The organism is Paraburkholderia phenoliruptrix, from assembly GCF_902859825.1.
GTDB lineage: Bacteria > Pseudomonadota > Gammaproteobacteria > Burkholderiales > Burkholderiaceae > Paraburkholderia > Paraburkholderia phenoliruptrix.
Genome location: NZ_CADIKB010000005.1, coordinates 183,064 through 209,828, shown reverse-complemented (window position 1 = coordinate 209,828; position 26,765 = coordinate 183,064). Strand labels below are relative to the sequence as shown.

Annotated in this window: 23 protein-coding genes and 1 tRNA gene; 10 read left to right on the top strand and 14 right to left on the bottom strand. The window is 65.6% G+C overall.

The genetic code is table 11. The annotated features are described in order from the left end of the window. Positions 1-70: 70 nt before the first annotated feature. The 3 genes from HV711_RS08565 to HV711_RS08555 form a co-directional block, all read right to left on the bottom strand. Positions 71-1,201, bottom strand: a complete 1,131-nt coding sequence (locus HV711_RS08565) for an enoyl-CoA hydratase/isomerase family protein (RefSeq protein WP_035477378.1) — start codon at positions 1,199-1,201, stop codon at positions 71-73. 230 nt (positions 1,202-1,431) lie between these two features. Beyond that, the gene (locus tag HV711_RS08560) at positions 1,432-1,716 is read right to left on the bottom strand and encodes a DUF1488 family protein (RefSeq protein WP_028363263.1); all 285 of its coding nucleotides are present in this window, start codon (positions 1,714-1,716) and stop codon (positions 1,432-1,434) included. Between the two features lie 233 nt (positions 1,717-1,949). Further along, a complete protein-coding gene (locus tag HV711_RS08555) occupies positions 1,950-2,216 on the bottom strand; it encodes a hypothetical protein (RefSeq protein ID WP_028363264.1) in 267 nt (88 codons plus the stop codon). Positions 2,217-2,344: 128 nt separating this feature from the next. Here HV711_RS08555 and HV711_RS08550 point away from each other — a divergent pair, with 128 nt between their 5' ends. Continuing rightward, entirely contained in the window at positions 2,345-2,536 is a 192-nt protein-coding gene (locus HV711_RS08550; protein ID WP_035477486.1) for a hypothetical protein, read from the top strand. Positions 2,537-2,581: 45 nt separating this feature from the next. Continuing rightward, entirely contained in the window at positions 2,582-2,962 is a 381-nt protein-coding gene (locus HV711_RS08545) for a hypothetical protein (RefSeq protein ID WP_013588543.1), read from the top strand. A 106-nt stretch (positions 2,963-3,068) separates the two neighbouring features. Here HV711_RS08545 and HV711_RS08540 read toward each other — a convergent pair whose 3' ends face one another. Both HV711_RS08540 and HV711_RS08535 read right to left on the bottom strand, forming a co-directional pair. Further along, on the bottom strand, positions 3,069-3,401 hold the full coding sequence (locus HV711_RS08540; protein WP_374121804.1) for a DMT family transporter: 333 nt from the start codon (positions 3,399-3,401) through the stop codon (positions 3,069-3,071). A 10-nt stretch (positions 3,402-3,411) separates the two neighbouring features. Then, complete coding sequence (locus HV711_RS08535) at positions 3,412-3,909, bottom strand: heme-degrading domain-containing protein (protein WP_013588545.1); 498 nt, start codon at positions 3,907-3,909, stop codon at positions 3,412-3,414. 317 nt (positions 3,910-4,226) lie between these two features. Here HV711_RS08535 and HV711_RS08530 point away from each other — a divergent pair. Further along, a tRNA-Met gene (locus tag HV711_RS08530) sits at positions 4,227-4,303 on the top strand. A 182-nt stretch (positions 4,304-4,485) separates the two neighbouring features. Here the strand turns inward: HV711_RS08530 and HV711_RS08520 are convergent. Continuing rightward, complete coding sequence (locus HV711_RS08520; protein WP_244142636.1) at positions 4,486-9,012, bottom strand: two-partner secretion domain-containing protein; 4,527 nt, start codon at positions 9,010-9,012, stop codon at positions 4,486-4,488. A gap of 421 nt (positions 9,013-9,433) precedes the next feature. On the opposite strand from HV711_RS08520, the gene HV711_RS08515 reads away from it, so the two are divergent. The 6 genes from HV711_RS08515 to HV711_RS08490 all read left to right on the top strand — a co-directional run bounded on the left by HV711_RS08515 (position 9,434) and on the right by HV711_RS08490 (position 14,492). Next, positions 9,434-9,979, top strand: a complete 546-nt coding sequence (locus HV711_RS08515; RefSeq protein ID WP_035477381.1) for an NUDIX hydrolase — start codon at positions 9,434-9,436, stop codon at positions 9,977-9,979. 21 nt (positions 9,980-10,000) lie between these two features. After that, entirely contained in the window at positions 10,001-10,738 is a 738-nt protein-coding gene (gene aat, locus HV711_RS08510; RefSeq protein WP_015002737.1) for a leucyl/phenylalanyl-tRNA--protein transferase, read from the top strand. 108 nt (positions 10,739-10,846) lie between these two features. After that, entirely contained in the window at positions 10,847-11,671 is an 825-nt protein-coding gene (locus HV711_RS08505; protein ID WP_028363269.1) for an arginyltransferase, read from the top strand. Between the two features lie 93 nt (positions 11,672-11,764). After that, positions 11,765-12,787: a quinone-dependent dihydroorotate dehydrogenase gene (locus tag HV711_RS08500; protein ID WP_013588552.1), complete on the top strand. Its 1,023-nt coding sequence runs from the start codon at positions 11,765-11,767 to the stop codon at positions 12,785-12,787. A gap of 125 nt (positions 12,788-12,912) precedes the next feature. Further along, a complete protein-coding gene (locus HV711_RS08495) occupies positions 12,913-13,707 on the top strand; it encodes a cystine ABC transporter substrate-binding protein (RefSeq protein WP_013588553.1) in 795 nt (264 codons plus the stop codon). Positions 13,708-13,832: 125 nt separating this feature from the next. After that, complete coding sequence (locus HV711_RS08490) at positions 13,833-14,492, top strand: amino acid ABC transporter permease (protein WP_013588554.1); 660 nt, start codon at positions 13,833-13,835, stop codon at positions 14,490-14,492. A 49-nt stretch (positions 14,493-14,541) separates the two neighbouring features. Here the strand turns inward: HV711_RS08490 and HV711_RS08485 are convergent, their stop codons facing one another. The 6 genes from HV711_RS08485 to HV711_RS08460 form a co-directional block, all read right to left on the bottom strand. After that, the gene (locus tag HV711_RS08485; RefSeq protein ID WP_035477383.1) at positions 14,542-15,552 is read right to left on the bottom strand and encodes a Gfo/Idh/MocA family protein; all 1,011 of its coding nucleotides are present in this window, start codon (positions 15,550-15,552) and stop codon (positions 14,542-14,544) included. Between the two features lie 269 nt (positions 15,553-15,821). After that, a complete protein-coding gene (locus HV711_RS08480) occupies positions 15,822-16,550 on the bottom strand; it encodes a FadR/GntR family transcriptional regulator (protein ID WP_013588556.1) in 729 nt (242 codons plus the stop codon). Between the two features lie 293 nt (positions 16,551-16,843). After that, positions 16,844-17,398, bottom strand: a complete 555-nt coding sequence (locus HV711_RS08475) for a flavin reductase family protein (protein ID WP_035477386.1) — start codon at positions 17,396-17,398, stop codon at positions 16,844-16,846. Beyond that, on the bottom strand, positions 17,373-18,242 hold the full coding sequence (locus HV711_RS08470; RefSeq protein ID WP_028363273.1) for a class I SAM-dependent methyltransferase: 870 nt from the start codon (positions 18,240-18,242) through the stop codon (positions 17,373-17,375). The genes HV711_RS08475 and HV711_RS08470 overlap by 26 nt, the downstream gene beginning before the upstream one ends. Before the next feature lie 130 nt (positions 18,243-18,372). Further along, entirely contained in the window at positions 18,373-20,262 is a 1,890-nt protein-coding gene (locus HV711_RS08465; protein ID WP_035477388.1) for an alpha/beta fold hydrolase, read from the bottom strand. Positions 20,263-20,385: 123 nt separating this feature from the next. Continuing rightward, positions 20,386-21,351 (bottom strand): glycosyltransferase family 2 protein, encoded by a 966-nt coding sequence (locus tag HV711_RS08460; RefSeq protein WP_035477390.1) that lies wholly within the window; start codon positions 21,349-21,351, stop codon positions 20,386-20,388. A gap of 232 nt (positions 21,352-21,583) precedes the next feature. Here HV711_RS08460 and HV711_RS08455 point away from each other — a divergent pair, with 232 nt between their 5' ends. Then, positions 21,584-23,041, top strand: coding sequence for an oligosaccharide flippase family protein (locus HV711_RS08455; protein ID WP_013588561.1), 1,458 nt, complete (start codon positions 21,584-21,586; stop codon positions 23,039-23,041). A gap of 132 nt (positions 23,042-23,173) precedes the next feature. Here HV711_RS08455 and HV711_RS08450 read toward each other — a convergent pair whose 3' ends face one another. Together HV711_RS08450 and HV711_RS08445 are read right to left on the bottom strand one after the other, a co-directional pair. Then, positions 23,174-24,328 (bottom strand): glycosyltransferase family 4 protein, encoded by a 1,155-nt coding sequence (locus HV711_RS08450; RefSeq protein WP_028363276.1) that lies wholly within the window; start codon positions 24,326-24,328, stop codon positions 23,174-23,176. Further along, positions 24,325-26,754, bottom strand: coding sequence for an NHL repeat-containing protein (locus tag HV711_RS08445; RefSeq protein WP_035477489.1), 2,430 nt, complete (start codon positions 26,752-26,754; stop codon positions 24,325-24,327). The genes HV711_RS08450 and HV711_RS08445 overlap by 4 nt, the downstream gene beginning before the upstream one ends. Between the last annotated feature and the right edge of the window lie 11 nt (positions 26,755-26,765).

The window sequence follows — 26,765 nt, the reverse complement described above, 5'->3', positions numbered from 1 at the left end:
GACCAGCCGAGGCCAGCTCAGGCCAGCGCAGGTTGGCCACACGCCGAGCACTGGGCACTGAGCCGACCGTCTAGCTGCGCAGATCGCGCAGTGGATGTTCGCCCGCCGGCCAGGGACTTTCGAACATTTTCGCCACGTCCGCGGCGCTCACGTCTTCAATGCGCGCAAAGCGCCAGCGCGGCGCATTGTCCTTGTCGACGATGCGCGCGCGAATGCCCTCTACCGCATCGCCATTGAGAAAACTCGAGCGCGTGAGATCGAGGTCGCCGCGCAGGACGTCGGCCATCGAGCCTTCCGCGCGCGTGACGACCTCGAGCGATACCGCCATCGAAAGCGGCGAGCGCTCGCGCAAGACGGCGATGACCTGTTCCGCCCAATCGGCGCTATCGCGGTCGCACTTCTCGCTGAGCGAAGCGAGAATGCGCGGCACGTCCGGCAGCGCGAAATGCCGGTCGATGAGCACTCGCGCGCGAGCGAGCGGCGACTCCTGCGGCGGCGGCGCAACCTGATACGCGCGGCATTCGCGCTCGACGCACGCCACCACGTCCGCGCCGCGCACGAACAGTTCGCTCCGCAAGGTATCGACGAGCGCGGGCAAGGCGGCGTCTTCCATATAGGCGTCGGCGAGACCGGCGTACAGCGCGTCGGCCGCGCCGATCGTCTCGCCCGTCACCCCGAGATACCGGCCGATCGCGCCCGGCGTGCGGGCGAGGAACCAGCTCGCGCCGACATCCGGAAAGAGGCCGATGCGCGTTTCGGGCATGGCCATTTTCGTGGACTGCGTGACGACCCGCAGCCCGCCCGTACGATGCGCGCCTTGCGAAATGCCCATGCCGCCGCCCATCACGACGCCGTTCATCAACGCGATGTAGGGCTTCGGATAAGTGAAGATGGCGTGATTGAGCCGGTATTCCTCGATGAAAAACGCGTCGCGCGCGCCCTCGTCGCCGCGCCGCGCCGATTCGTACAGGAAGCGGATGTCGCCGCCCGCGCAGAACGCCCGCGGATGCTGGCTGCGTACCACGACCGCGAGCACGTCCGGATTGTCGGACCAGTCGTCGAGCGCGGCATGCATGGCGCGAATCATGCCGGCTGACAGCGCGTTGAGCGCCTGCGGCCTTTCAAGCTCGATGAAACCGATGTGGTTGGCTACGTAAGTCGCGACTTCGTCGCTGGAGGCAGGCGAGGCGGAATAAGACATGGAAGACGACGCGCGGCGGCGAGAGTCACGGGAAACCCAACGTTATCACGTGCCTGCGGCCTGGGCGTGTTTGCGGTCTCGGGGATGCCGCCCTCGGGACGCCGCGCGACGGGTTGTCACGCTCGCGCGCCGGACGGCGATGCGGCATGCTGCTGCCGCGTCAGCGCCGCCCTGCTGGCTGCTGCACGCGTTACGTGGCGCGGCAGGCGCGGCAGGCGGCACCCGGTGTCTTACCTTGCAACGTTTCCCGGCGGGAAATGGCCGCTTTTGAGCAGCACCGGCGTGCCGTTGCTGATCTGCAAGTGCTCGCGAGCGACAGCTTCGATGCGCGGACGGCCGGCGTCGAAAGCGCGCATCCAGCCTTCCTCGTTTTCAGTATGCGCGCCGAAGTGGTCTTCGAGCGCCTCGACGGAGATCGCGCAGGGCACGGGCTCGCCGTCCACCAGCGCGGAAAAGACAACGGTCAGATTGGAATCGCGGTAGGCTGGCGCGCCCGCGGGAAACCTGATTTCCATGGTCGCCTCATCAGAAGTATCCGGCACAGAACCGGGGCCCGCGAAAACCGGCCTGCCCCGGACGACCCGGATATGGTACTCGCGGGGCCGGACTACGGTCCACCCCGCCGCGGCGCGCCCCTGGCCGGCGGCTTGCGCCCGCGCTTTCCCGTGAGGCTGGCTTCGCGCTTCCGTGTGGGCTTCGTCTCGCACATCATGTCGCGCCACGGCGCGCGCTCGGGCAGAGCGCGCCGTCATGAGCGGCCTCCGAGCAGCCCGTCGACGTAATCGCGCGCCGCCTGTTCGACGAAGGCAAGCGCCTCCTCTTCGCTGTCAAAGCGGTCTTTGCCGCCGAGATCCAGCAAGGTTTCCATGCGGTGCGCGTCGTCGGGACCGAGCTCGGCGAGGCTCACCGAACCGACGTAGTTGCCGGCTCCGCCTTCTGCGTCCGCTGCCGGCACGAGGCGCGCGGCGGCGCTGATGTAATAGCCGCGATAAGGGCCGCTGACCCGCTCAGCCATAGTCGTTCTCCTCGTTGCGATAATGGAGGTAAGGCGCGCGGCAAGCAAAATAGTTCTGCGCGGGCTGCGGTTGTCATGTCTTGCTCCTGCCTCCCGCAGGAGCGCCTTTGGAGTTCAGCGAACGCAATATGGGAAAATATTTTCTGCACGACCACGAACTGCCCGAGCCGGATGCGGCGAACCGATGGTTTGAATATGCCGAAAGTCACGGCATCGACATCGCTCGAGCCATCAGCATCTGGGAAGACGCGGCCACCGAAAGCGGCAGGGAAAGCCGCCGGCTCGTCAGCGCGGCAGGCATCACAATCGAAACACCCTGAGCGGCGCGCCGGCGCAAGCTCACCTCATCAAAGGAACCCATCACGATGCATTTCATGACGCAACTGCTGCGCGAGCGCCGCCGCCGACATGGCCTCGCGCGAGCTCTGCTGCGCCGCACGACGCTTCTTGCCGGGTTGCCGGTTGCCCTCGCGATCGGCGCGGGAGTAGCCGGATGCGCGTCGTCGAATACGACTTCGCTGATCAATCTGCCCAACGGCCAGACCGGCTTTGCGGTGAATTGCAGCGGCGCCGGCGCCGATTCGAGCTGGGCCTCGTGCTATGTGCAGGCGGGCAAGGCGTGCGGCGCGACGGGCTACGACATCGTGTCGAAAGACAACGACGAAGGCGGCACCGCGGGCGGCAGCGTGACGAACGTCGTGTCGGCAAACGTCAAGAACCGCTCGATGATCATCCGCTGCAAGTAGGCGCCGGTCGGCGCTTTGGGCGTGCCTCGCACCGCTCCGCGCCCTTCCCGCCGGCAGGCGCCGCGGCGGGCGTGCCGGCGCCCCGCAAAGCCGCCAGCGGCGCGCTTCAATGCGCCTGCATCTTCGAAAACATGTTCAGGACGGCGACGCCCGCGATGATCAGCCCAAGGCCGATAACGGCCGGCACGTCGGGCACCTGGCCGTACAGCAGCAGCGCGACGAGCGTGATCAGCACGATGCCGGCGCCCGACCACACCGCGTAGACGATGCCGACCGGAATACTGCGCAGCGTGAGCGACAGGCAGTAGAAGGCGACGGCGTAGCCGAGCACGACCACCGCCGACGGCACGAACCGCGAGAAACCGTCCGACGCCCGCATCGCCGAGGTTGCAATCACTTCGGCCACGATTGCGATGCCGAGCAATGCATAAGGCGGCACCCGCATGGGCTCAGGCCTTTGCAAGCGCGAGCTTGCGGTAGTCGTGACCGAGGTGGGCGCACAGCGCCTCCACCACGAACTCGTGATCGGCGCGCTGCGGCAGGCCGGAAACGGTGATCGAGCCGATCACGCCCGCGCCCGCGACCGTCAGCGGAAACGCGCCGCCGTGCGACGCATATTCGGTGGCGGGCAAACCGTGCTTGTCGGCGAGCGTGCTGCCCGCCTGCTGCATCTTCAGGCCGATCGCGTACGAGCTGCGCCGGAAATGCGCGACCGTGTTGCCCTTGCGGCGCGCCCAGTCCACGTTGTCGGGCGTCGCGCCGTCGAGCAGGCTGAAAAAGAGCGGTTGACCGAACGTGCGCACGTCGATGGCCGCCGCGATGCCGCGCGCCTTCGCGACCTCGTGCAGATAGGCGCCGATTTGCCAGGCGCGGTCAGCATCGAATTGAGGAAACACGAGCGCGTGTTCCTGAGCGGCAATGACCTGCAGATCGTGAGCGATGTCCATGGAACTCCGAGGGCGAGTGAAAGTGCAGGCGCGCCGTCGTGCAGGGCACGCGGAGTCGTCGCGCGTCTCGCCGCGGTTCGTCTTCAGGCTGCGCGAACGGCGTGACAGCGCATGACGGCGGCGCCGGGAGATTCCGATTCTAGCGCAGCGTCCTCTGCGCGCCTTGCGCGATGCGACGCCGGCCACACATCGCGCGACCTTTCGTGAAAGCGCGTGTTGGGCCGCGATCCGAGAGCCGCAGTGTGCACGGTGGCATGCATTCTTAAACGGCTATTGCATCCGCTCGCTGTTTGCTCTATAATTTTTTCTTCGACGGACGCGGGGTGGAGCAGTCTGGCAGCTCGTCGGGCTCATAACCCGAAGGTCGTAGGTTCAAATCCTACCCCCGCAACCAAGATTCGACACTCATCTGCAGCAGCAGCAACATACAGTCGTTCGCAAAATCGTCATACGGCGCGAAGTAAGCGCCCGTCTCGCAGTTCAATTCCTGCAGTTCAATCCCTATCGGCCCCATCAACGTCGCGATGATCTGTCGTGCTTCCGTTGTTGCGTTTTCCGGTAACGTCTCCCTTCGCTCTATCGTCTTTTCGCGAACTCGCTTGGCGATGTCCGTGACGGGTCCGCCTTACCTGCGTCTGAACGAGCGTCCGCTGCAATGCTTAGCTCTCTTTCCTTCTGCGACAGCGGTTCCATAATCGCGACGGACACACCGATCTTCGTCAGCGTGCGATATGGGCGATGAACCGCTATCTGCCGGTCGACCCGACGCGCACGCAAAAGGAAACTTCGAAGTACACGGCCATGCTCCTGATTGGTCTGCACCCGACGAAAATTTCCAGCTGCTGGACGCGCTGTCTGACCGTACAAACCTCGTTGACCGACCGCGAGACCTGATTGGCATGAGCGTCTAATCACTGGTGTTGTCAGCAGCGCGTGACGGCCGCAGCGCGCCTGGAATTGTGCCGTCAACTGAAAACCGACCGTCCATCGTGCGCTCGGGAACCCCTCCCGTTTGTAGATCGGCGTACCGGCGAACAGGTCGTAGGTCACACCGACATACTTGGTCGGCACGCTGCCGCGAATACCCACTACCGCGCCGGCAAGCTGCGTTCCGACCCATGCCGCCGTGTTCGGTCCGAACACCCGCCCGTAGTCGATCCCCGCATACAGCGTTTGTCCCGTCTGTAAGACACGCCATTGCAATTCGTTGCGCCAGTAGAAGCCGCGTTCCGCCGCGAGCATCGTTTCGCCATCGAAACCGCGAACGGTATAGCGGCTTGCGTTCGTGTAGTTCCCGTTCGGGTCCTTGCCGCCTGCGAGCACGACCTTGCCGAGACCATAGATTGCCGTGCTCGCCTGGGTGTCGGTCGTCGTGGTGTCGTCGCGGTTTTCGATATCGTTCGACAGCAGTTCGAGCGTGCCGCTACTGTCGGTTGCGCCAATCAGCGCAGTCGGCCCGGTATTCGACAGCGATTGCGTCGCATTGAGCGAGACGCTGCCGCCGACCAGCGTTCCCGTGTTTTCCAGCGTGTTCGAATGCGTCGCGAGCGTGCCGCCCGCCATCATCACGCCGCTGTTCCGGACATCGCCCGCGTTGATGTTCAGGTTGTTCGCCGCTTCGACCAGTGCGTTATTGCTGAATGTGCCCGGCAGCGTAAAGGTCAGGTCATGACCGGCGTTGAACTGCATATCGGGCGTGGGCGCAAAATCGCCGCGAACGCTCACCGCAACGTCATTCGCCGCGCTATAGGCGCCGCCGCCCATGAGGGTCGCGGCATTCACGGTAAGGTGATGGGTCGCACCAATCCGGCCGTTCGCGTTCGTGACCGCCCCCGTCGTCGTAATCGAGACATCGCCGTTCGACCCGGCAAGACTGCCAATCTGCCCGCTGCTGTTGTCGACGGAATCGCCTTGCACCGCGACGCCCGCGCCGCTTACCTGGCCGTTCTGCGTGTTCACCAGTGCCGACGTATCCACGGCAACCTTGCCGTTGCCCGTCATGACGCCGCCGCTGTTGACCGTCTGGCGTCCACCTTGCACGGTCATGTTGCCCGTGCCGAGACTGCTGACGAGGCCGTTCGTGTTGTCGACCGACGCCGCCTGAATCGCGAGTGTGTTAGCGTCGCCGGCCGCGCCCACGCCAGACTGAATGTGTCCGTTGGTATTCGTCAGCATGCCGCCGCTGGCGAGCGACAGCGACGAGAGAGAGCGAACGGAGCCTCGCGTGTTGTTCAGCTCGCCCGCGATGCTCGCCGCGATGTTCCCTTGTGCCGCGAGCACGCCGTACACGTTATTCAGGCTGGCCGCCTGCACGACGATCTGACCCGCGGCGATGATCTTGCCGCCGACGTTGGAGAAAACGCCCGCGCCATAGCCCGGCGCAATCGTCAGCGTGCCGTTACCTGCGTTGAGAATCGCGCCGTAGTCGTTGACGAGCTCACCGGGCGCGAGCGAAAAGTTTGCGCTGTTGGTTTGCAGCGTGCCGCCGTTCGAATTGTTGAACGCGCCACTGACGTTGAAGCCCATCGACGATGTGCCGTATTGCGCAATCGAGCCGCCGCAGTTCAGCAGGTCCGTCGCGGTCAGTGCGAGCTGGTTCGCCTCAATGTCGCCGCTGCTGTTATCGAGCGTCGCGCCGGTCGTCAGCGTGAGCTCAGGCGCGACAATCGAGCCGCCGCTATTCGTCAGCGTTCCGGTGCTGATGGTTTCCGTCGTACCCGCGCCAATCTGGCCGCCGTTATTGTCGAGCGAGCCGCTGGTGATGCCCGCACCGGCGTTCGAAAGCAGCTTGCCGCTTGTATTGTTCAGCGCGCCGCCGACATTCGCGGTCAGGCCGTTCTGTCCAATGATCGAACCCGACGTGTTATCGAGCGCGCCGCCCCGAATCGCGCCCTGGCCGTTCGTGGCAATCTTGCCGCCGACGTTCGAGATTGCCCCCGCGCCGTTCCCGTCATCGATCGACAGGTTGCCGGTCCCGGCGTGCGTAATCGTGCCGCCGTCGTTGTCGAGCGTGGCCGGCGCAATCGCGAGGTCCGTGCTGTTGGTCTGGAGTGTGCCGCCTGCCGAGTTATCAAGCGTGCCGGTTACGTCGAGCGTCGTCGCGCCGGTTCCCGTCTGCGTGATGGTGCCGCCGCGATTCAGCAGGTTCGCGACGTGCAGCGTGAATTGGTCGGCGCTCGCCGTGCCGCTGCTGTTGTCGAACGTCGCGGCTGAAAGCGCGAGCACATGCACTGCGCCGAACTGACCGGCGTTCGTGAGCGTCGTGCCGGCGGAAAGCGTCATGTCCGCATTGGTCGCAAACGTGCCGCTGTTGAACAGGGTCTGCACGGCGCGCGCAATCAGCGTCTGCACCGCGGTAATGGAACCTGCGTTAGAAATCTGCGCACCTTGCAAACTGACGCCGCCATTGCCCCCGATGCTGCCGCCCGCGCCGTTGTTGAGCAGGCCGGTGGTCGTGACGGAAACACCGTCTGCATTCAGCGACGCGAGCGTACCGCCAGAATTGTCGAGCGATCCGCTCGACGAGGCGAGCGCGCCCGCGGCCTGCATCGTGCCGCGCTGGTTGTTCGTCGCGCCGGAGACATTTTCGGTCAGTGTGCTACCCGAAACGATCTGGCCGCTTCGGTTCGAGAGTGCGCCCGCGGTGATGGTCTGCGCGCCGCCTGACGACATCGCGCCGTTATCGTTCGTGAGCGTACCGCTCGCGCGCGCATCGAGTGTGCCGCCTGCGGTCGTCGTCGCGCCCGACAGGTTCAGGTCGCCGCTCTTTGCAGCCAGCGCAAGCGCACCGTTCGCGGAATTCGTCGCGCCCGCGAGATTGACCGCCGCGCCGCTTACGCTCGCATTGCCGCCGGCCACATTGCGGCCCGTCGCCGTGACTGCGCCGGACGCGTACACATTCAGATCGCCTGACTGCGCCAGCGTGCCGTCGCCGTTCACGCCGGCCGCGAGCGTGCCCGTCGAACTGACCGAACCCGCGCTTGCGGTCGTGTTCTGCTGCGCGGCAACCATGCCGCTGTTCGTCAGCGCGCCCGCCGTGGTCAGACTGACGTTCTGCTGGGCGTATGTCGTGCCGCTGTTGTCGATGTCCTGTGCGTTCGCAACGATATTGCCGCTCGCGTTCGTCTGGCCTGCCAGCACCAGCTTGCCTGCGGTGGTCAGCACGAGGTCGCCCGATTGCGCGCCCGCGATGCCCTTGAGCGAGATACCGACACCCAGTTCCGTCCCGACCAACTGGATGCGGTTGGCGTACATGCCGCCGAGACTGCTGACGTCGATCGAGACACCCGGCGCTGCGCCATCGCCCGCAATCGGCGTTGCATTGAGCGTGTGATAGTCGACGCTGTTCGCGCCGGTGACGACATTCAGGTTTGTCTTCGCGTAGACCGCGGCATTGGCCTGGACGGCACGGGATAGCAGGTCGACCTGATCGACGTTCGACGCATTCAGGCCCGCGCCGCTGATCGCGATGTTGCCGCCCGTGACATTGAAGCCTGACACGGAGCCGTCCGCGGCGTAATTCGGCGTGCCGGTTGTCAGCGTCGCGCGGCTCGTGTTGATGAATGTCCCGCCGTTGACAGAAATCCCTGACGGATTTGCCAGAATCACGTTCGCGCGTTGGCCTGCAATTTCGAGCGCCCCGTTCAATTGCGATGCGCTCGCGCTGTTGACCTGGTTGACGATAACCCGGGCGGCTTGTCCCGGTGCGAAGTTCGGATTGCCGTTAATCATGCCGCCGAGTTGCGACTGCACCATCGTCGGCGAGTTGTTCAGAATCGCGCCGCGCTGCGGGACGTCGAACTGGTTGTAAGTATTGACCGACACGCCAGCGCCAGACGGACGGTTAATGTTCACCTGGTCGAGCCCGTTCGGCGTCTGGATGACGTTCGGGGCGTGCGCGCCGCCCGCAACGATCTGCGCGAACGACAGCATGGGCGCGAGCGCCAGCAGTGCAACAGGCAGCAGACGACGAAGCGATAGAAGGACGCCGGACGTTCTTGCCCCGCGGGTCTCGCCTGATTGTCCTGCCGCCGTAGCCGTTTCCTCGACGGCGACAAGCATGTCGCGCGAACGACTGTAGACGAGGCGGTAACACCGATTCATTGAAGCAATCCCGCAGAACGTTATCTTTCGATTCTTGCGGCGCTTCTGGAATAAAGGTGTCAAGGATCGTCGATGCCGGGGCATTTTCGGATTCGTCCGATGAAGCGGGCCGACAAACGAATCGTTACGTCGCTTTTTGACTACATTTCATAACCTTCCGATGGTGCCCGTTGTAATAACTTCGTTAGCTTCCGGTCTGACCTTATGGACCACCACAGATGTGGCACTCGCGCGACCCTAAACCAGCAGCGTTTTCTGGTTTGCGCCAACCTCGTTGCGCCGCCGCCTTCACGCGTCGCCCTCGCTCGCTCACCCGCACCGCCCTTCACCGCGCGGTTCGCGCCCTTCCCGCCCTTCGCACCCGCGCAAAACCGCACCGCACGAGTGATAAACTCCTAGCACCCTTTCTCGTCCCCTTCCTATGAAATTCTGTTCTGTCTGCGGCCACGGCGTCAGCCTGAGCATTCCGCCGGGCGACAACCGCGAGCGCTTCGTGTGTGGCAGTTGCGGCACCGTGCACTATCAGAATCCGCGCAACGTCGTCGGCACCGTTCCGGTTTGGGACGACAAAGTGCTGCTGTGCCGCCGTGCCATCGAACCGCGCTACGGCTACTGGACGCTGCCCGCGGGTTTCATGGAAATGGGCGAGACCACGGCCGAGGCCGCCTCGCGCGAAACGCTGGAGGAAGCCGGCGCGCGCGTCGAGGTGCAGAACCTGTTCTCGCTGCTGAACGTGCCGCACGTGCACCAGGTCCATCTGTTCTACATGGCGCGCCTGCTCGATCTGGACGTCGCCGCGGGCGAGGAAAGCCTCGAAGTGAAGCTCTTCGAGGAGCGCGACATTCCGTGGGACGAGATTGCGATTCCCACCGTCGGGCAAACGCTGCGTTTCTTTTTCGCCGACCGCGCGGCCGGCAGTTTCGGGCTGCATACCGGCGACATCTTCCGCTCGCTGCGCGAAGGCTGAGCCTTCACTGAGCGACTCCGCATGGTCCCCTGGCTCGGCCCCGACGATCCGTTTCCGCCCGTGGAGCGCGCGCTCGGCGCGGCAAGCGGCGCGCCTGGCCTGCTCGCCGCGAGCGGCGATCTGCTGCCGTCGCGGCTCATCGACGCCTACCGCCACGGCATCTTCCCTTGGTATTCGGACGGCCAGCCCGTGCTGTGGTGGAGCCCCGACCCGCGCATGATCCTGCGCCCCGCCGAGTTCAAGGTGTCGCCGTCGCTGCGCAAAACGCTCAAGCGCGTGTTGCGCGACGACGCGTGGGAAATTCGCGTGGACCATGATTTCGGCGCCGTGATGCGCGCGTGCGCGCAAGCGCCGCGGCGCGGGCAGCGCGGCACCTGGATCACCGCTGACGTCGTCGACGCCTACACGTCCCTGCACCGCGCGGGCGATGCGCACAGCATCGAAACATGGTTCGAGGGCGAGCGCGTGGGCGGCCTGTACGGCGTGTCGTTCGGCAAGATGTTCTTCGGCGAATCGATGTTCGCGAACGTCACGGATGCCTCGAAAATGGCGCTGGCCGCGCTTGTCGGCCACTTGCGCCGTCACGAAATAGAAATGATAGACTGCCAGCAGAACACGTCGCATCTGGCGTCGCTCGGCGGTCGCGAGATAGCGCGCAAGGCGTTCATCGCGCATGTTCGCGCGTCCGTCGACGCACCGCGCATTCCCTGGCGCTTCGACAAGACCGCGTTGCTCGATGTGCTTGCGCGAGCGGCGTAGGAAGAATCAGGCCGAATCCGGATCCGTTCAATCGAATGCGCGGATCGACACGCTAGCCGCAACGCGGGCCGGGTTTGCATTACCAGAGACGCTTCGAGAGCTGCCAACGTGACTCATCCCAACGAGCTGCCTCTATCTCCGCTTTCGGCGCTGCAATTTTATGCAACGGCGCCTTACCCGTGCAGTTATCTCGACGGGCGCATCGCGCGCTCGCAGGTCGCCACACCGAGTCATCTCATCAATTCGGATGTCTACACCGAGCTCGTGAAGGCCGGCTTCCGGCGCTCGGGCGTGTTCACCTACCGGCCGTATTGCGACGGCTGCCGTGCCTGCGTGCCGGTGCGCGTGCCGGTCGAGCGCTTCGAGCCTAACCGCACGCAGCGTCGCGTGTGGAAAAAACATGGCGACATGGTCGCGACCGTCGCGCCGCTTCACTACGACGAGGAACACTACGCCCTCTATATGCGCTATCAGTCCGCACGGCACGCGGGCGGCGGCATGGACCGCGACAGCCGCGATCAATACGAGCAGTTCCTGCTGCAAAGCCGGATCAACTCGCGGCTCGTCGAATTCCGCGAGCCGCTGCCGGAGCGGCCCGATGCGCCGGGCCTGCTGCGCATGATCAGCATGATCGACATTCTCGGCGACGGGCTCTCGTCCGTGTACACGTTCTTCGAGCCCGGACTGCCGCATACGAGCTTCGGCACCTACAACATCTACTGGCAGATCGAGCAGGCGCGCAGCCTCAAGCTGCCGTATTTGTACCTCGGCTACTGGATTCGCGAGAGCCCGAAGATGGCGTACAAGGCCAATTTCAGGCCGCTCGAGGGTTTGATCGACGGCGTGTGGCGCGTGCTCGATCCCGCCGGCGTGGATTTCGCGCCGGCCAGCGCGGGCTTGCAGGGCCGGCGCGGCGGGCCGCTGCGGCCCTGAGCACACAGCGCGTCCCCTTGCACCCTATCTCATTGAAACCGCAAAGCCGGTAAAATAGCGGGTTCCCATTTTTCGGCCGCCCGGCTTCGTCCCGTGTTCAGTTCCCTCTATCCGCTCATACGCGCCCAACTCTTTCGCATGGACGCGGAAGACGCTCATCACCTGACCTTGCGCGCGCTCGGCGCGGCCGGCCGTACCGGGCTCGCGGGCGCACTCGCCGCCCGTGTGCCGGACGCGCCGCGCACGGTCATGGGGCTCACGTTCCGCAATCCGGTGGGGCTTGCCGCCGGACTGGACAAGGACGGCGCCGCAATCGACGGACTCGCCGCCCTCGGCTTCGGCTTCATCGAAGTGGGCACGGTCACGCCGCGTGCGCAGCCCGGCAACCCGCGGCCACGCATGTTCCGGCTGCCGCAGGCGCAGGCCGTCATCAACCGCATGGGCTTTAACAACGCGGGCGTCGACCAGTTCGTGAAGAACGTGCAGGCCGCGCGCTATCGCGGCATTCTCGGTCTGAACATCGGCAAGAACGCCGACACGCCGATCGAACGCGCCGCCGAAGACTATCTGTACTGCCTCGAGCGCGTCTATCCGTTCGCGAGCTATGTGACGGTCAACATCTCGTCGCCGAATACGAAAAATCTGCGCCAGTTGCAGGGCGCGGGCGAACTGGACGCCCTCCTCGCCGCACTCAAGGACAAGCAGCAGCGTCTCGCCGACATGCACGGCAAGCTCGTGCCGCTCGCGCTGAAGATCGCGCCCGATCTCGACGACGAGCAGGTCAAGTCGATCGCCGACACGCTCCTGCGGCATCGCTTCGAAGGCGTGATCGCGACCAACACCACGCTCTCGCGCACCGCCGTCGCGGGCATGCAATACGGCGACGAGGCCGGCGGCCTCTCCGGCAAGCCGGTGTTCGACGCGTCGAACGAAGTGATCCGCAAGCTGCGCGCCGAAGTCGGCGAGACGGTGCCCATCATCGGCGTCGGCGGGATTTTTTCCGGCGACGACGCACGCGCCAAGATCGCCGCGGGCGCTTCGCTCGTGCAGCTCTACACCGGTTTCATTTATCGGGGACCGGCGCTCATCAGCGAGTGCGTTGAGGCGCTGCGCTAGGCGCACGGCGTGCCCGCCTGCCTCGAGCCGCCATACACACATGAACAATCGGTATTTAGCTTCGGGCAATCTGCTTTGTTAAGCTTTCGTCCGCTGTAACACCACACGAACAAAAAAGGACCAGGATGCAAGTTCGCTTGTTGAAAAAGCTTTTCGTCGCCGCCCTGATCGGCGCTTCGTTCACCGCGGTCACGGCCCACGCCGACGATCTGCTCGACCAGGTCAAGCAGCGCGGCACACTGCGCGTCGGACTGGAAGGCACCTTCCCGCCGTTCAATTCGAAAGCGCCGTCGGGCGAGCTGGTCGGCTATGACGTCGACATCGCCAAAGCCGTCGCGGCCAAACTGGGCGTGAAGCCGGAATTCGTCACGACCGAGTGGAGCGGCATCATTGCGGGTCTGCAGGCCGGCAAGTTCGACGTGATCGTCAACCAGGTCGGCATCACGGACGCACGCAAGCAGGCGCTCGACTTCTCGCCGGCCTACACGTACTCGGCCGCGCAGCTGATCCAGCGCAAGGACGACACGCGCCAGTTCAAGTCGCTCGAAGACCTGAAGGGCAAGAAGCTCGGCGTCGGCCTCGGCACCAACTACATGGACATGGCGAAGTCGGTGCCGGGCATCGACGTGAAGACCTATCCCGGCGCGCCCGAATATCTGCGCGATCTGGCAGCGGGACGTCTCGACGCCGCGCTCAACGACCGCCTGATGCTCGCGTATCTGCTCAAGAACTCGCAGTTGCCGCTGCGCACCGGCGCGAACGTCGGCTCGGGCAACCCGTCAGGCATTCCGTTCAGGAAGAACAACCCGAAATTCGCCAAGGCAATCGACGACGCCATGACCCAGCTCGAAGCGGACGGCACCTTCGCGAAGATCTCGGACAAGTGGTTCGGCATCGACGTCAGCAAGCCGCTCAAGTAAGCCGTTGAGGCAAGCGGCCCGCGCTACAACGAAGGGCGGCATTCCGCGAATGCCGCCCTTCGCGCTTCTGCAGCACGCGCCCCTATTGACGATTCGCGCCTTGCGCGCCAACCCGAGCACCGCTCATGTCCACCACTTCCCTGCTCGTCGAATCGCTTCCTGTGCTCGCGCAGGGCGCCGTCCTCACGGTCAAGTTCGCCGTTCTGTCGATGTTCTTCGGCCTGATCGCGGGCGCCGTCCTCGCGCTGATGGGCGTGAGCCACAGCCGCACGCTGAACTGGCTCGCGCGCGTCTATGTGAGCGTGATGCGCGGCACGCCGCTGCTCGTGCAGATCTTCGTCATTTACTACGGTTTGCCGAGCTTCGGTATTTCGCTCGACCCGACGCCGGCCGGCGTGATCGCGTTGTCGGCGAACGTCGCCGCCTATCTGTCGGAGAGCATGCGCGGGGCGATTCTCGGCATCCACCAGGGACAATGGCTCGCTGCCTACAGCCTCGGACTCTCGCGGCGCCAGACGCTGCGCTATGTGATCGCGCCGCAGGCCTTGCGCATCGCCGTGCCGAGCCTGTCGAACAGCCTTATCAGCCTGATCAAGGACACGTCGCTCGTGTCGGTGATTACCGTGACGGAGCTGCTGCGCAGCGCGCAGGAAATCATCGCCTCCACCTATCAGCCGTTGCCGCTTTATCTTGCGGCCGCGGCCGTCTACTGGGTGCTGTGCCAGATCCTCGAACTGCTGCAGCGCTGGTACGAACGGCGCCTCGCGCTGCCTTCCCGGCACTGAGCGCAAGCGCGTGGCTCGCCGTGCACGGCGCGCGAGCCGGGCGCGCCGCTCACTCGCCCGCGAATTTCAAACCTAGCGCCGCGCGCGCCGCGTCGGCCATCGCGATCATCTGCAATGACCTGCTGTGCGGCATCAGCGGACTTTCGAGCTGCCCCGCGCGGATCAGCTCGCAAAAGTGGGCGGTCTCGTAGTTGAGGCCGCCGCCTTCGAAGGGCTCGTCGAGCTCGACCACGCGGCCGTCGGCGTAGCGGATCGTCGCGCGCGACGGGTTCCACCACGGCTCATGGATCGTCACGTGGCCGCCCTTCGCCATCAGGAGCGCGTCGCCCTTGCCGTGCAGGTCCAACCCGCAAAAGAGCTGCGCGATGCCGTGCTCGTGCCGGCTGTTGAGACTCGCAAACGTATCCACGCCGCTCGGGCCGAGACGCCCGAGCGTCTGCACGTCAAGGGGCGCGCCGAGCCAGTCGACGGCGAGAAAGATTTCGTAGATGCCGATATCGAGCAGCGCGCCGCCCGCGTGCGCAAACGACAGCGACGGGTGATCGTCGGGCACGCCCGGAACGGAGCAACCGGCCCGCACGAGCCCCACTGCGCCGATCGGATCGTCACTTAGATGCGCACGCAACTTTCTGTAGAGCGGATAAAACGGCGGCTTCATCGCTTCCATGAAGAGCCGTCGGGCGCCGCGCGCCGCGTCCACCACGCGTTCGAGTTGCGGCCGGTTGATGGTCGCCGGCTTTTCGCACAGCACGTGCACGCCGGCTTGCAGCGCGGCGACTGCATAGTCGGCGTGGCTGTCCTGCACTGTCGCGATGTAGAGGGCGTCGATGCCGCTCGCGAGCAGCGCCTCGAAGCTCGCCTCACAGCGGCCGCCGAATTCGTCGGCGAAAGCCCGGGCGGACTCGGGCCGGCGCGACCACAGCGCGGCAAGACGCGCACGCGGCACATAGGCGAGACCCTGCGCGAACCGGCGCGCAATGCGGCCTGTTCCGACGATGCCCCAGCGGATGGTGTCGGCCGAAGCCGTGTCCTGCTTTGAAGTCGAGGTGGCGGTTGTCACGATGACGCGGCGTCCATGCGGTTAAGGAAAGCCGCTATTGTCGCGCATGCCGGCGGCGCGTGGCGCTGTGCCGCTGTGCCGCTGTGCCGCTGTGCCGCTGTGCCGCTGTGCCGCTGTGCCGCTGTGCCGCTGTGCCGCTGTGCCGCTGTGCCGCTGTGCCGCTGTGCCGCGAATACAGGATCGAGCGCGCGTCGCTCGCGGATGAACACCGCAAGGCTCGCGCCGTGCGGCGTCGACCACGTGCTTCGCTTCGGGCCAGAACCAGCGTATCAGCCGCGGGCGGGCGGAGCCGGCGGCGCCGCGGCGAGCGTGCCGGCGATCTCCTCGGCCGTGTGATCGATCATGGCCAGCGCCGCGAGCTCGGCCTCTTTTGGGTCGCGCCGCTCGATCGCCTCGACCACGCGCCGATGCGAGTTCACCGCCGCCTCCCAGGCGCCCTCGGGCGCGGTGACGGCCGGATTACCGGTCGACAGCGCGCCGCGAATGATCGCCGCCATCTGCTTGAAGAACTGGTTGCCGCTTGCCACCAGGATACGCGTATGGAACAGTTCGTCGGCTTCCTGATAACCCGGTTCGTCCGGACGAATCACGCGGAACGCCTCGAACGCATCGCGCACCGCCGCGATGTCGGCCGCGCTGCCGCGCGATGCCGCCTGTGCCGATGCACGCGGCTCGATCAGAATGCGAAACTCGATGACGTCGCGCTGGAACAGCGGATCGGGCTTCGCGCGAAAGCGCCAGTTCACGACGTCTTCGTCGATCATGCGCCAGTCGCTCATGGGGCGGATCCGGGTGCCGATCTTCGGACGCACGTCGAGCATGTCGCGCGCGAGCAGCATCGACAGCGCCTCGCGCATGACGGTGCGGCTCACGTCGAACTCTTTCGACAACACGTCCTGTGGCGGCAATATCGCGCCGTATTTCTCCTCGACGATCCCTGTGACGAGCCCGTCCATCACCTTGCTCACCAGTGATCGATCCTTGTTTGCCTGTTCCATGACCCTCTCCCCGAAGCGGTGTTCGCCCCCGCGTAGCCTGTTGATAAACCGCCCTTTTGTGTGTTTTATCGTCGCGTGGTGCTCATCCACGATACGTTGCTAGCTTCACAACGGTTACGCCAGTTGGGACACTTCCTGACAGGGTTATCCCTCTGAAGAATTGTTTCTTCTGTGTAACGCAATACGTCCCGACGGACCCTAAGCTTGCGTTTCAAGCATGCCTTTGGCACCGACTTTGCATCGTGCGAAGACGCACGTTGCAAGGCAAATTGTCTGAACGGAAAGGCCCCCCATCAATCATGGCTCGCCGCAAAAGACGGACCCGCGGTCGAACAGGCAGCGACCGACCCATAACGCCCGCCGAAGAAGATGAGCGGCGCGTGCGCGTCGAGCGAGAACACCAGCACCTCGCCGACGAAGAGCGTGTGATCGCCGCAAGGATGGCGGTCGACTACGCGCGCGGCGAAGCGCGCCGCCGCATGTTCGAGCAGCACCACGTCCGCGAGTCCCTCGACGGGCGCGAAGTGCGGTGCGAGCCGGCTCTGCGGCTCGCCCGCGAAGTGGCGGCTGTGGGCCTCCTGCGCGTCCGACAGCACGCTCACGCCGAAGAACGCGCTCGCCATGAGCCGCTCGTGCATGCGCGCCCGTTGCCCGACCGATACGACGATCAGCGGCGGCTTGAGGGAACCGGACATGAAGGCGTTGGCCGTCATCGCATGCAGGCGCTCGCCGCTGCCTGTCGAGATCACCACGACGCCGGTCGCGAAGCGGCCCAGCGCGCGGCGAAAGCGCCGCTCGTCGAAGCCGGCAGGATGCGGCTCGTCAATCCGCAGTGCCTGAGCGTGCATGGCCGCTCTCCTCGTCTACGCAATAGGCGGCAAGCGGCTTGTGCGCGATGAAGTGGAACCACCAGGCGTCGCTCTCGTTCACATCGTCGGCAATACGGTTGCCTGTACAACTATCGAACACCGCGTCGCATTGCAAGCCGACCTCCGCCAGCTGCCGGCGCTGTTCGCCAAGCGTCGTGTACACGATCACGATGCCGAAGTTGTGAGCCGCGGCTGTCTTGACCGAATAGCCGCCATAGTCGCGATTCAGCTTGACGTTGCGCACGTAGTTGAGCGTGCCGAGCTGGAAGCGTCGCATCGAACGCAGCGTACGCCAGCCGAGCTTGAGCGGATTGAAGGTGAAATGCGGCAGCAGCTGCCAGATGTTCTCGCGATAGCCGGGGCCACCGCGATTGTGCGACGAGAAAAACACATAGCCGCCGGGCCGCACCACGCGATACATCTCCTTCAGGATCTTCACGCGATCGCCGTAGTCCACGCAGTCGATGCCGTTCCAGCTGAACGCGGCGAGTCCATAGTGGTCGGACGGCAGTTCGGACATATCGCGCGCATCCATATGCCGCAAATCGCGGCCGGGGTAGCGCGAGCGGGCCATCTCCAGCAGCTTCGGCGTGTAGTCGACGCCGGTGTACTCGTTCGACATGGCGAGCATGAGCGGAATCGTGCGACCGGTGCCGATGCCGATGTCGAGCAGCGGCGCGCCCGAACAGCGCGGCGCGAGCCAGTCGAACGCGGCCTCTTCGCCCGCGTCGGAAAAGGTCTTGTCGACCGTGAAAACACGGGCCGCGTCGCGCGAATTCCATGCCACCCGATTGATCCGGTCCAGTTCCGATTGACTATTCACAGCACGCCTCCAGCGCAACAGAACAGCGCCGCGAATGGATCAGGACCGGCTCGCCCAGCGGCGCGGGCAAACCGATCGAAAAGACACAGCGTGCTTCGCGCAACGCGCAGCGCGCTGTCCCGCGAATTCATCAGGCTTCCCCGGATAAACGAAACGCGCGAGCCTGCCGCGCGAGCCATTGCGCGGCGCGCGCCCGCCTGCCGCTGCGCCCGGCGTCCCTGGAGTCGGCGGGTTCGTCTGCCACGGCGCCGGGCTGTTCGCCGAACTGGCTGCGATAGAAGTCCTCGAAATACGACATCACGTTGTCCTGCGCGCTGGCGGACAGAATGGCATGGTCCATGTGCTCGCGAAACGACACCTGGACCCGGCGCAAGCGCCGCAAGCGGGCGCCTCGGACTCCGAAGTATTTCTCGAGCTCCTCGACGCCGTCGTCGAGTACGCCGTACAGCAGCCGCGTGGGCACGCCGCGCGCGTCCAGCGCGGCGAACGGGCGCCGTTCTTCGCTCGCGCCGAGTTCGAGGCCCGTGATCCGCTCGATGCGGTCGGCTAGCGTCGCCCGCAAACGCGACGCACAGCGCGCGGCCAGCTCGCGCGCGACCGGCCAGCCGCCCGTCTGCCCTTTGACGACGCGCAGCCATTTGCGCGGCTCACACATCGAGCGCAGATAGCTGCGCGTCGAACCGATTGCCGCGACGCGCACGGTCGGCTTGCCGTTTTCGTCGCAGATGTTGCGCCACGTGAATTTCTGCAGATTGACGAGTACCGCGCCTGTCACCGCCGGCTCGCGCGAGGCCGCGTAGAGACCGACGTAAGCGCCCGCGCAGATGCCGAGCAGCACCACGCCGGGGTGGCCGCGCGCCGCGAGCCAGCGCGCGGCGCACGCTGCGTCGTTCGCGCCGTCCTGCGCGTAGAGCGCGTCGAGCGTCACGGTGTCGAGCGAAGGCTGGCTGTCGCCGAGTCCGCCCAGGTCGACGCGCAGCGAGGCGATGCCTTGCCGCGCGAGACGCCGCGCGAAGCGCACGCCAAGCCGCGCATTGCCGATTCTCGACACGGCGCCGGTGTTGACCATCAGCACGGCCGGCGCGCCGCCCGTCGTGACGAAAGACGCGTGCGGCGTGCAGTAGATGCCGAACATTCTGCCGCCGTCAATCCACACGGGCGTCTCGGTCACGCCCGCTTCGACCGTATGCCCTTCGGGATCGCCGGCGTTAAGGTGCGTGTCGGCGTCTCGCGCAGCCGTTGCAAGCTCGCCCGAACCCGCTGCAAGCCAGTTTTCGACCGACTCGAATGCCGCGCGCGGAATTTCGCTGTCGAGCGACTCCATCATGAACTTGCTGTATTCATCGAAGCCCAGACGCTCGACTTCGATGCCCTGCTCGCGATAATGCGCGGCGAGCGCATCGACGCGCGCGGCGTCCAGCGAGTCGAGCATGAGCACGCGCCTTGCGGGCGCAGCCGCGTCGCGGCGCAGATCGACGGCGCGCAGGTTCTCGAGCGCCTCGCGATAAAGCCGGAAGCCGTACGCTTCGACAAACTCGTCGGTGTCGGGCTCGGGCGTGCAGTCCATCGCCGCGGGCATCGACAGCCATTGGCGGTAACCCGCGCGCAACTCGCGCTGATAGTTCTTGCCGGAGAGCACTGGCGAGAGCAGCACGAGACCGTCGACATCACCGAGTTGCTGAGCGGCCAGCGCGGCGAGCGTGCCGCCGAGCCGCAACCCGCACAGACTCACGCGCTCGACACCCGTCGACTGCCGCAGCAGCGCCACGGCCTTCGTGATGCTGCCGATCCACGCGCGCCAGCGGCCCGGCTCGCTCGGATCACCCGCCGAATCGCCGGTGCCCGGATAGTCGAAGCGCAGCACCGCGATGCCGCGCGCGGCGAGTCGCTCGGCGAGCCGGCGCATGCCGCGATACGTGCAGAGCGCGTCGTAGCCGAACGGGTAGCACAGCACCACGCCGTGCGGCCCGGCTGCCGGATGCAACCAGCCGAACTGGCCGTCGAAGACTACTGGCCTCACACTACGCTCCTCATCAGTCTTCTTTCGGGCATTACAGCAAAGCCCGCCCCTCGCCTCTGTACGCCCCGCCACATTGGCCCGGCCTCATCCTTTCATGTACGCGAGACGCGAAACGTTGCGCGCTCAACCTCCGGGCGGCGTGCGCGGCGAGAGCGTCGAGCGCGTGGCGAGCAGCACGTGGTAGAGAAAGCGCGCGCTCAGCCGGTCGCGCAACGCGTAATGCTTCGAGAGCAGCACGCGCCACGCGGCGCCCGCCTCGCCGGCCCGCGCGTAGGCGGAAGCAGCCCGCGGTGCGACGCGCCGCAGCGCGGCGTCGCGCGCGGCCCGTGCGGCCGCCGGCACATCACTCTCGCACAGTTGCGCGAACGCGTGCATCGCCGGCAACGCATGGGTCGAGATCGACAAGGCGGTCTCGCGCGACACCGAGACGAATTCGTCGGCGAAATACACGCCGGCCGCCTCGACGCATAGACGCAAGCCGAAATCGAAATCGCAGGCCTCGCCCACTTGCGCCGCGAGCCGGTAGCCGATGCGCCGTGCAGCCAGCGTGTCCACGAGGTAGCCATTGTTGGGGAACATCTGGTCGATGCCCGCGAGCGCCGGCACCGCCAGCCGCCCGGCACGCTCCGGCACGCGGCCATAGTCGCGATTGAGGCGCGCGGTGGCGTCGGGCCGCGGCGTGCCGTCGTCGGCGATCACGCGCTGCTTGCCGAAGGCGGCGCACAGGTCCGGATGAGCCTGCCAGCATGCATCGAGTGTGGTCAGTGCATGCGGCTCGAGCAGATCGTCGTCGTGCAGCAGCACGAGCCGCGCGCCCCGCGCCCGCGCAAACAGCCGATTGACGTTGCTTGCCTGACCGAGCCGCGGCACATTGCGCTCGTAGCGGATGAGGTGCTTCGCGTGCAGACGGCAGCGTTTGACGGCCTGCTCGGTGCGGTCGTCGCTCGAATCGTCGCCGATCACAATTTCGAAATCCGCGTAGGTCTGTGCCTCGCAGCTTCGAATCGCCTCTTCCAGCAGGCCCGGCCTGTTGCAGGTCGGAATGCAGATCGAGATGAGCTGCGCGTTCAGTTCATTCAATTCAGTCACGCTGTCCTCGCGATGCGCGTTCTGCGGCCGCTGTGCGGTCGAGGCCCATTTAACCGCGGCGGATAACGCCTATCTGTACGGCCACCCACACAGGCAAACGGCGCATGCGTGCACTATCGATGCCTGCGACGCGAACGCCATCGCAAGGCGCGCGCTCGTGGGTGCGGCCGCGCACCGACAGCCGCCAGCACGAACCGCACCATTGCACGACATTCCCGCCGGACAGCGCACCATGGAAAGAAGTATCGTCAGGAACATCGTCATCAACTTCGCGGGAGCGATTGCTCCGACCTTCGTGTCGCTCGTGACGGTGCCGGCCTATATTCATCTGATGGGGGTCGAGCGCTATGGCGTCATCAATCTCGTGTGGACGCTGATCGGCTATTTCAGCGTGCTGGATCTCGGCACGAGCCTCGCCACCGAAAATCAGATCTCGAAAGCGCGCGCCGCCGACGACGACTCGCTCGAGCGCATTTTCTGGAGCGCGTGGTTCATGAATCTCGGCACCGGCATTCTCGGCGGACTCATCATTTATGCGGGCACCGTGGTCTACATCACGCACGGCGTGAAGATCGAGCCGGAGTTCCAGCGCGAGGTGATGGCGAGCTTGCCGTGGATCGCGGTCGCGGTGCCCATCGCCAACGTGTCGTGGGTGTTCGCGGGCGCGATCAATGGAGTGGAACGCTTTGCGAGCTTCAACATCAATCAGACGCTCGGCACGGCGCTTTTTCAACTGCTGCCGCTGGCGGCGATCTTCTGCTTCTCGCCTTCGCTCGCCGTGGTCATTCCGGCCGCGGTGCTCGCGCGGCTTCTCGCCGGCTTGATGCTAGGCGCGGCGGCGTTTCGCGCCATCGGCATTCGCCGCGTGCGTATGCCGCAATGGCGCGTGATGCTCGAACTGTTCCGCTACGGGCGCTGGCTGCTGCTCTTCACCGGCGCGGGCATGATTGCGTCGACGCTCGACCGGGTGCTGGTCGGCGCCCTCCTCGGCGCGCGCTTCGTCACTTACTATGCGACGCCGCAAAACCTCATCACGCGTCTGAACCTGCTGCCTGTTGCGATGGTGCGTACGCTGTTCCCGCGCTTGTCCGCCGTCTCACGCGCGGACGCCGATGCGATTGCACGCAGCGCGCTCGCCTTTCTCAACGGCGCGTTCACGCCCTGCCTCATCATCGCGATGTTTGCGTTAAAGCCCTTTTTGCTGTTGTGGCTCGGGCCGACCGTCGCGGCGGCAGCGCCGGTGGCCTGCGTACTGGTACTCGCCGTGTGGCTCGGCGGCCAGGCGGGCATTCTCGGCATCCTGATCCAGGCGCAGACGAGCCCCGCGTATATCGCGGTCGTGAGCTGGGTGCAGTTGCCGATCTTCGCGGGCGCGCTGTGGTGCGGCATTCACTGGTTCGGCATCATGGGCGCCGCGGTCGTCGTCGTGTTGAAAGCGCTGTTCGATTACGGCGTCCTGCTGTACGTCGCGCGGCTGCATGTCGGATCGATTCTGCGCAATATGCTGGTGCACCTCGGCTTTCTGCTGGTCGCGCTTGCGCTCGTCGAGGTGTTCACCACGCTGCCCTCGCAGATCGCCGCCGCGCTCGTGCTGGTAGGCGCGAATCTTGGGCTCTCGCTGCACGGTTCCGCTGAATTGCGCGGCTTCGTCTACAAGCTGTGGGCTCGGGTGACGTTGTCGGCAGGCTAAATGCCGCGAACGTTTCGCTTCGAAAATTGTTTAGCTTAGCGAACCTTCTGCGGCATGAGGGCGTGCGCGCTTTGCCACGTTGTCCCATGGGCCGCCCTCCGCTCGCCGCTCGCTGCGCGCCGCGCAAGTCTCTTAGAGCGGGGCCGAATGGCTTGCCGTATCGGCCATGCCGACGTGCGCCGCGGCGGCATCACCCGCCGTCAGGCTGGCGAACCGGCGTGGCTGGCAACTCGCCAGCGTGCGCTCGTAGATGGCGAGGTAGCCGTCGCTCACCCGCTGCACGCTGAACTTGTGGAGATCCTCCAACGCACGCGCAGCGAGCCTCGCGTGCGCATCGCGATCGGTCAACAGTTTCTCCAGCGCCTGTGCAAGACGCGCAGGATCGTGCGGCGGCACGAGCAGGCCCGCCGCGCCGCCGTCGAGCATCTCCGGATTACCGCCCACGTTCGTCGCCACGATCGCACAGCCATGCTCGCGCGCCTCGCACAGCACGAGACCGCCCGGTTCGTTATGCGAGGCCAGCACAAACACGTCCGCTTTCGACAGGTAGCCACGCGGATCCGCAACGAAACCGACAAAGCGCGCGTGCTGCGTCACCCCCAGCTGCGCCGCGAGCTGCTCCATTGCGGCACGATCCGGACCTTCGCCGACGAGATAAAGCACCGCGTCAGGCAAACGCTCGCGCAATGCGGCGAACGCATGCAGCAGATCGCGAATGCCCTTTCGTTCGTACATGCCGGCGACCGTCACGATGCTGGGACGCGCCAGTGCGGGCAAGCTCGGCGCTGCCACGTCCGCGAGCCGCGGCGTGCCAAGCGTACCGTTACGCACGACGGCAAGACGGGACCGGGGAATGCCGCGCCGCTCCATCGCTTCGTAGACGGCCTCGCTCACTGCGACGACACGGTCGCCGACGCGCATTGCCGACGCGCTCTTCTGGAACTCGTTGTGCACGGTGGTGACCAGTACAAAGCGCCGCCGCAGCACGCCGAAGCGTGCAATCAACGCTCCCGTCATCATGTGTGCATGAACGACGTCGGGGTCGATTCGCGCGACGAGCCGATTAAAGCCCGCCACCATCGCAGGCACGCGCGAGGGCCGCGGCGATTGCGGCAACAGCAGGTGACGCACGCCGTGCCGCGCAAGCAGTTCCTCGAATCCGCCGCCGCCCGAAGCGACGGTCACGTCGTGCCCCGCGCGCGCCTGCATGCACGCAAGATCGACCATCACGTTGACGATGCCGTTGCCGACATTGAGCGCATGATTGGAAAGATGAACGATTTTCATGGTGTGCCTGCAGCGTGGGTGAGGTGGCGGCGGACGGCCGCTAGTGCGGCCGTCGGCGGTGTGAATCGGTACATCAATGCTTTGCCGCGCGCGTCTTCCTCGACGAACACGAGGTATTCGCCCGACGCGAGGCGATGCGCGGTGACGGGCATGGGCACGTCGGCCCAGCCGCTCGTCGCGCCCACTTCCTTGCCCGGTGTCAGACGGCCCACGTCGCGACCGCTTTCGCGGTCGTAGACGCGCACCGCGGCGCTGCGGGTCTCCACCGCGAAGAGGTAGTCGCCCGCCACCGCGAAGCCGTTAATCGACAGCCATTCGGGCGCCCCGCGATCGGGCAGGTCGATCAGATAACGCAGCACCGGCTTGCCGCTTTTCCAGTGGTCGTAGCGCGCCAGCTGTGAACCGGCACCATTCCAGTTGTCCTGAACAAATGGGCGCGCGCGTGTCGAACCTGAAACGAATAGCGCGTCGTCGTCGGGAAAGTAGCTAATGCGGGCAATGCGGTAGAACGGCGCGGGAGCCGCGTATTGCCGCATCGCGGCGTATCGATAGACCGGGTTGCCGACGCGGTCGAAACCCTGCAACGGAAACACGCGAATGCCCGCCGCTTCCGTGCCCTGCCAGACGTCGCCGCGGCTATCCACCCACCAGCCGCGCACGGCGGGCGCGTCCGTACCCGCGCCGGTCTCATCGAACGAAGCTGGCGAGAAGTCGCCGGCGCCTGTCGCGTCGCGCCAGATCCACTCGCCGCGTGCGGGCTGATTGCGCGGCCACGTGCCGTCGATATGCGCCTGCGCGAAGAGTCCGGATGGAATCGCCGTCTCGCGATCGGCGGCGAAACGGTAGATGCGCAGATACGACGAGTACATGTCCGTGGTGTAGAGGAGCCTGTGGCCTTCGATGTCGCGCACCATCGGCATGCCGCGCTGGCCGCCGAGGTAAAGATGAAAGTACGGATCGTACGGATAGCGGAACCGGTCGGCGGTATAGCCCGCATACGACCACTCGTCGCCGGGCGCGCGTGAAAGATCGAGCGTGAAGCGCTTGCTGCCGCTATACACGGAGGGCGGGCCGCCATCGACAAACTGCGCACCGTCGACGAACAACAGCCCCTGCAAGCTGAAACGCTGTCGTCCATCCGGCGTGTAGCTTTCGAGCAGCGCGCCGTCATAGGTGCTGGGTCCGGTGCCGAAGGTCCGCGGCCCCGCCCCGTTCATCGACACATAGACGTTGCCCGCGCGATCCACGCCGACGCCCGTCAAGCCATTAAAGCGCAGCGGCCCCGGAGCGCCCGCACGGCCCGCATAGATGCCGCCCTCCTGCCCGACGCTCGCCGTCCATTTCATCGCGGCTGTCTGCTGGGAATTGGCGGCGGACTGGCTTGCATCGGCGGAAAAAATGAGGATTTGCTGACGCGCGCCGTTGTCCGCGACGAAGACACGCCCGCGCGCATCGACAGCAATGTCCACCGGGACCGCGCCTTCCGGCACCGGCAACTCGTCGATCACGGCGCCGTTGCGCGCGTGGTGCACCACGCGCTGCGCGCCGTCGCTGCGGCTGTTCTCGATGATCCACAGCGAGCCGTCGGGCGCAAGCGCGATACGTCCCGGCTCGCGCACGGCGAATGCGCCGACGGCCTGCATGGTCTGCGCGTCGAAAATCTGCACACGGTTCTCGAGCGCATTCGACACGAAAAGACGCGTGTCGTCCGCAGCCAATCCGCGAATCGCATAGTCGCTTTTCGCGGAATACGTCGAAATCAGCAGATAGGAAAGCCGGCTGCCGGCGGGGAATTTCACCTGCCCCGCAAACGGCACGCCGTCGCGAATGTCGATGCGGCTGCGGCGCGACACGCCGGTCCACACCTCGCCCTCGCGCGGCGATGGTCTGTGCTTTGCGGTCTCATTGCCGAGGCTCACCATGCTTTGCGCGACGTACACGTAGTCGTCGTTCACGGCAATCGCGTCGCCACCCATCACGCCCCAGCCATGCGTCTCGCCGCCGTGACGCAGCAGCTCGCCGTTGCGATACTGGCTGAGTTCGCCGCCGCTCTCATCCCACGGCGCGTTGGTGAACACGTCGCCTTGCGGCGTGACGGCTATCGCCTGCACGTCGATCTGCATCCAGCGCCCGTCGCCGTAACCCCAGGTGTTGCCGATCCACGAGGTTCGATAGGATAACGAAGCAGAGGCGCCGCCTTCCTGTGCCTGGGCAGCGGGAACGCTAGCGGCCGCGTGCATCAGTTTCGCGGATTTCGCTGGGCTCGCGCGATCGCTCGCTTCGCCTGCCTGCCGCGCGCTAGCGGCTGTTGCAGAACTGTACGCGTGCTGCCCCGGTTCTCCTGCCGCAAGCAGCACGACCACCGGCAGCGCAAGCGCGCCCGCGCACACGAGCCGTTCGAATGTTTTGCGTGTGACGCGTCGCATGATCAAGGGCA

Coding starts and splice junctions, on each gene's coding strand:
- HV711_RS08455 (WP_013588561.1), top strand. CDS start 21,584: ATGGAAAGAAGTATCGTCAGGAACATCGTCATCAACTTCGCGGGAGCG.
- HV711_RS08555 (WP_028363264.1), bottom strand. CDS start 2,216: ATGGCTGAGCGGGTCAGCGGCCCTTATCGCGGCTATTACATCAGCGCC.
- HV711_RS08480 (WP_013588556.1), bottom strand. CDS start 16,550: ATGGAACAGGCAAACAAGGATCGATCACTGGTGAGCAAGGTGATGGAC.
- HV711_RS08545 (WP_013588543.1), top strand. CDS start 2,582: ATGCATTTCATGACGCAACTGCTGCGCGAGCGCCGCCGCCGACATGGC.
- HV711_RS08520 (WP_244142636.1), bottom strand. CDS start 9,012: ATGAATCGGTGTTACCGCCTCGTCTACAGTCGTTCGCGCGACATGCTT.
- HV711_RS08550 (WP_035477486.1), top strand. CDS start 2,345: ATGGGAAAATATTTTCTGCACGACCACGAACTGCCCGAGCCGGATGCG.
- HV711_RS08495 (WP_013588553.1), top strand. CDS start 12,913: ATGCAAGTTCGCTTGTTGAAAAAGCTTTTCGTCGCCGCCCTGATCGGC.
- HV711_RS08535 (WP_013588545.1), bottom strand. CDS start 3,909: ATGGACATCGCTCACGATCTGCAGGTCATTGCCGCTCAGGAACACGCG.
- aat (WP_015002737.1), top strand. CDS start 10,001: ATGGTCCCCTGGCTCGGCCCCGACGATCCGTTTCCGCCCGTGGAGCGC.
- HV711_RS08445 (WP_035477489.1), bottom strand. CDS start 26,754: ATGCGACGCGTCACACGCAAAACATTCGAACGGCTCGTGTGCGCGGGC.
- HV711_RS08565 (WP_035477378.1), bottom strand. CDS start 1,201: ATGTCTTATTCCGCCTCGCCTGCCTCCAGCGACGAAGTCGCGACTTAC.
- HV711_RS08490 (WP_013588554.1), top strand. CDS start 13,833: ATGTCCACCACTTCCCTGCTCGTCGAATCGCTTCCTGTGCTCGCGCAG.
- HV711_RS08560 (WP_028363263.1), bottom strand. CDS start 1,716: ATGGAAATCAGGTTTCCCGCGGGCGCGCCAGCCTACCGCGATTCCAAT.
- HV711_RS08475 (WP_035477386.1), bottom strand. CDS start 17,398: ATGCACGCTCAGGCACTGCGGATTGACGAGCCGCATCCTGCCGGCTTC.
- HV711_RS08515 (WP_035477381.1), top strand. CDS start 9,434: ATGAAATTCTGTTCTGTCTGCGGCCACGGCGTCAGCCTGAGCATTCCG.
- HV711_RS08450 (WP_028363276.1), bottom strand. CDS start 24,328: ATGAAAATCGTTCATCTTTCCAATCATGCGCTCAATGTCGGCAACGGC.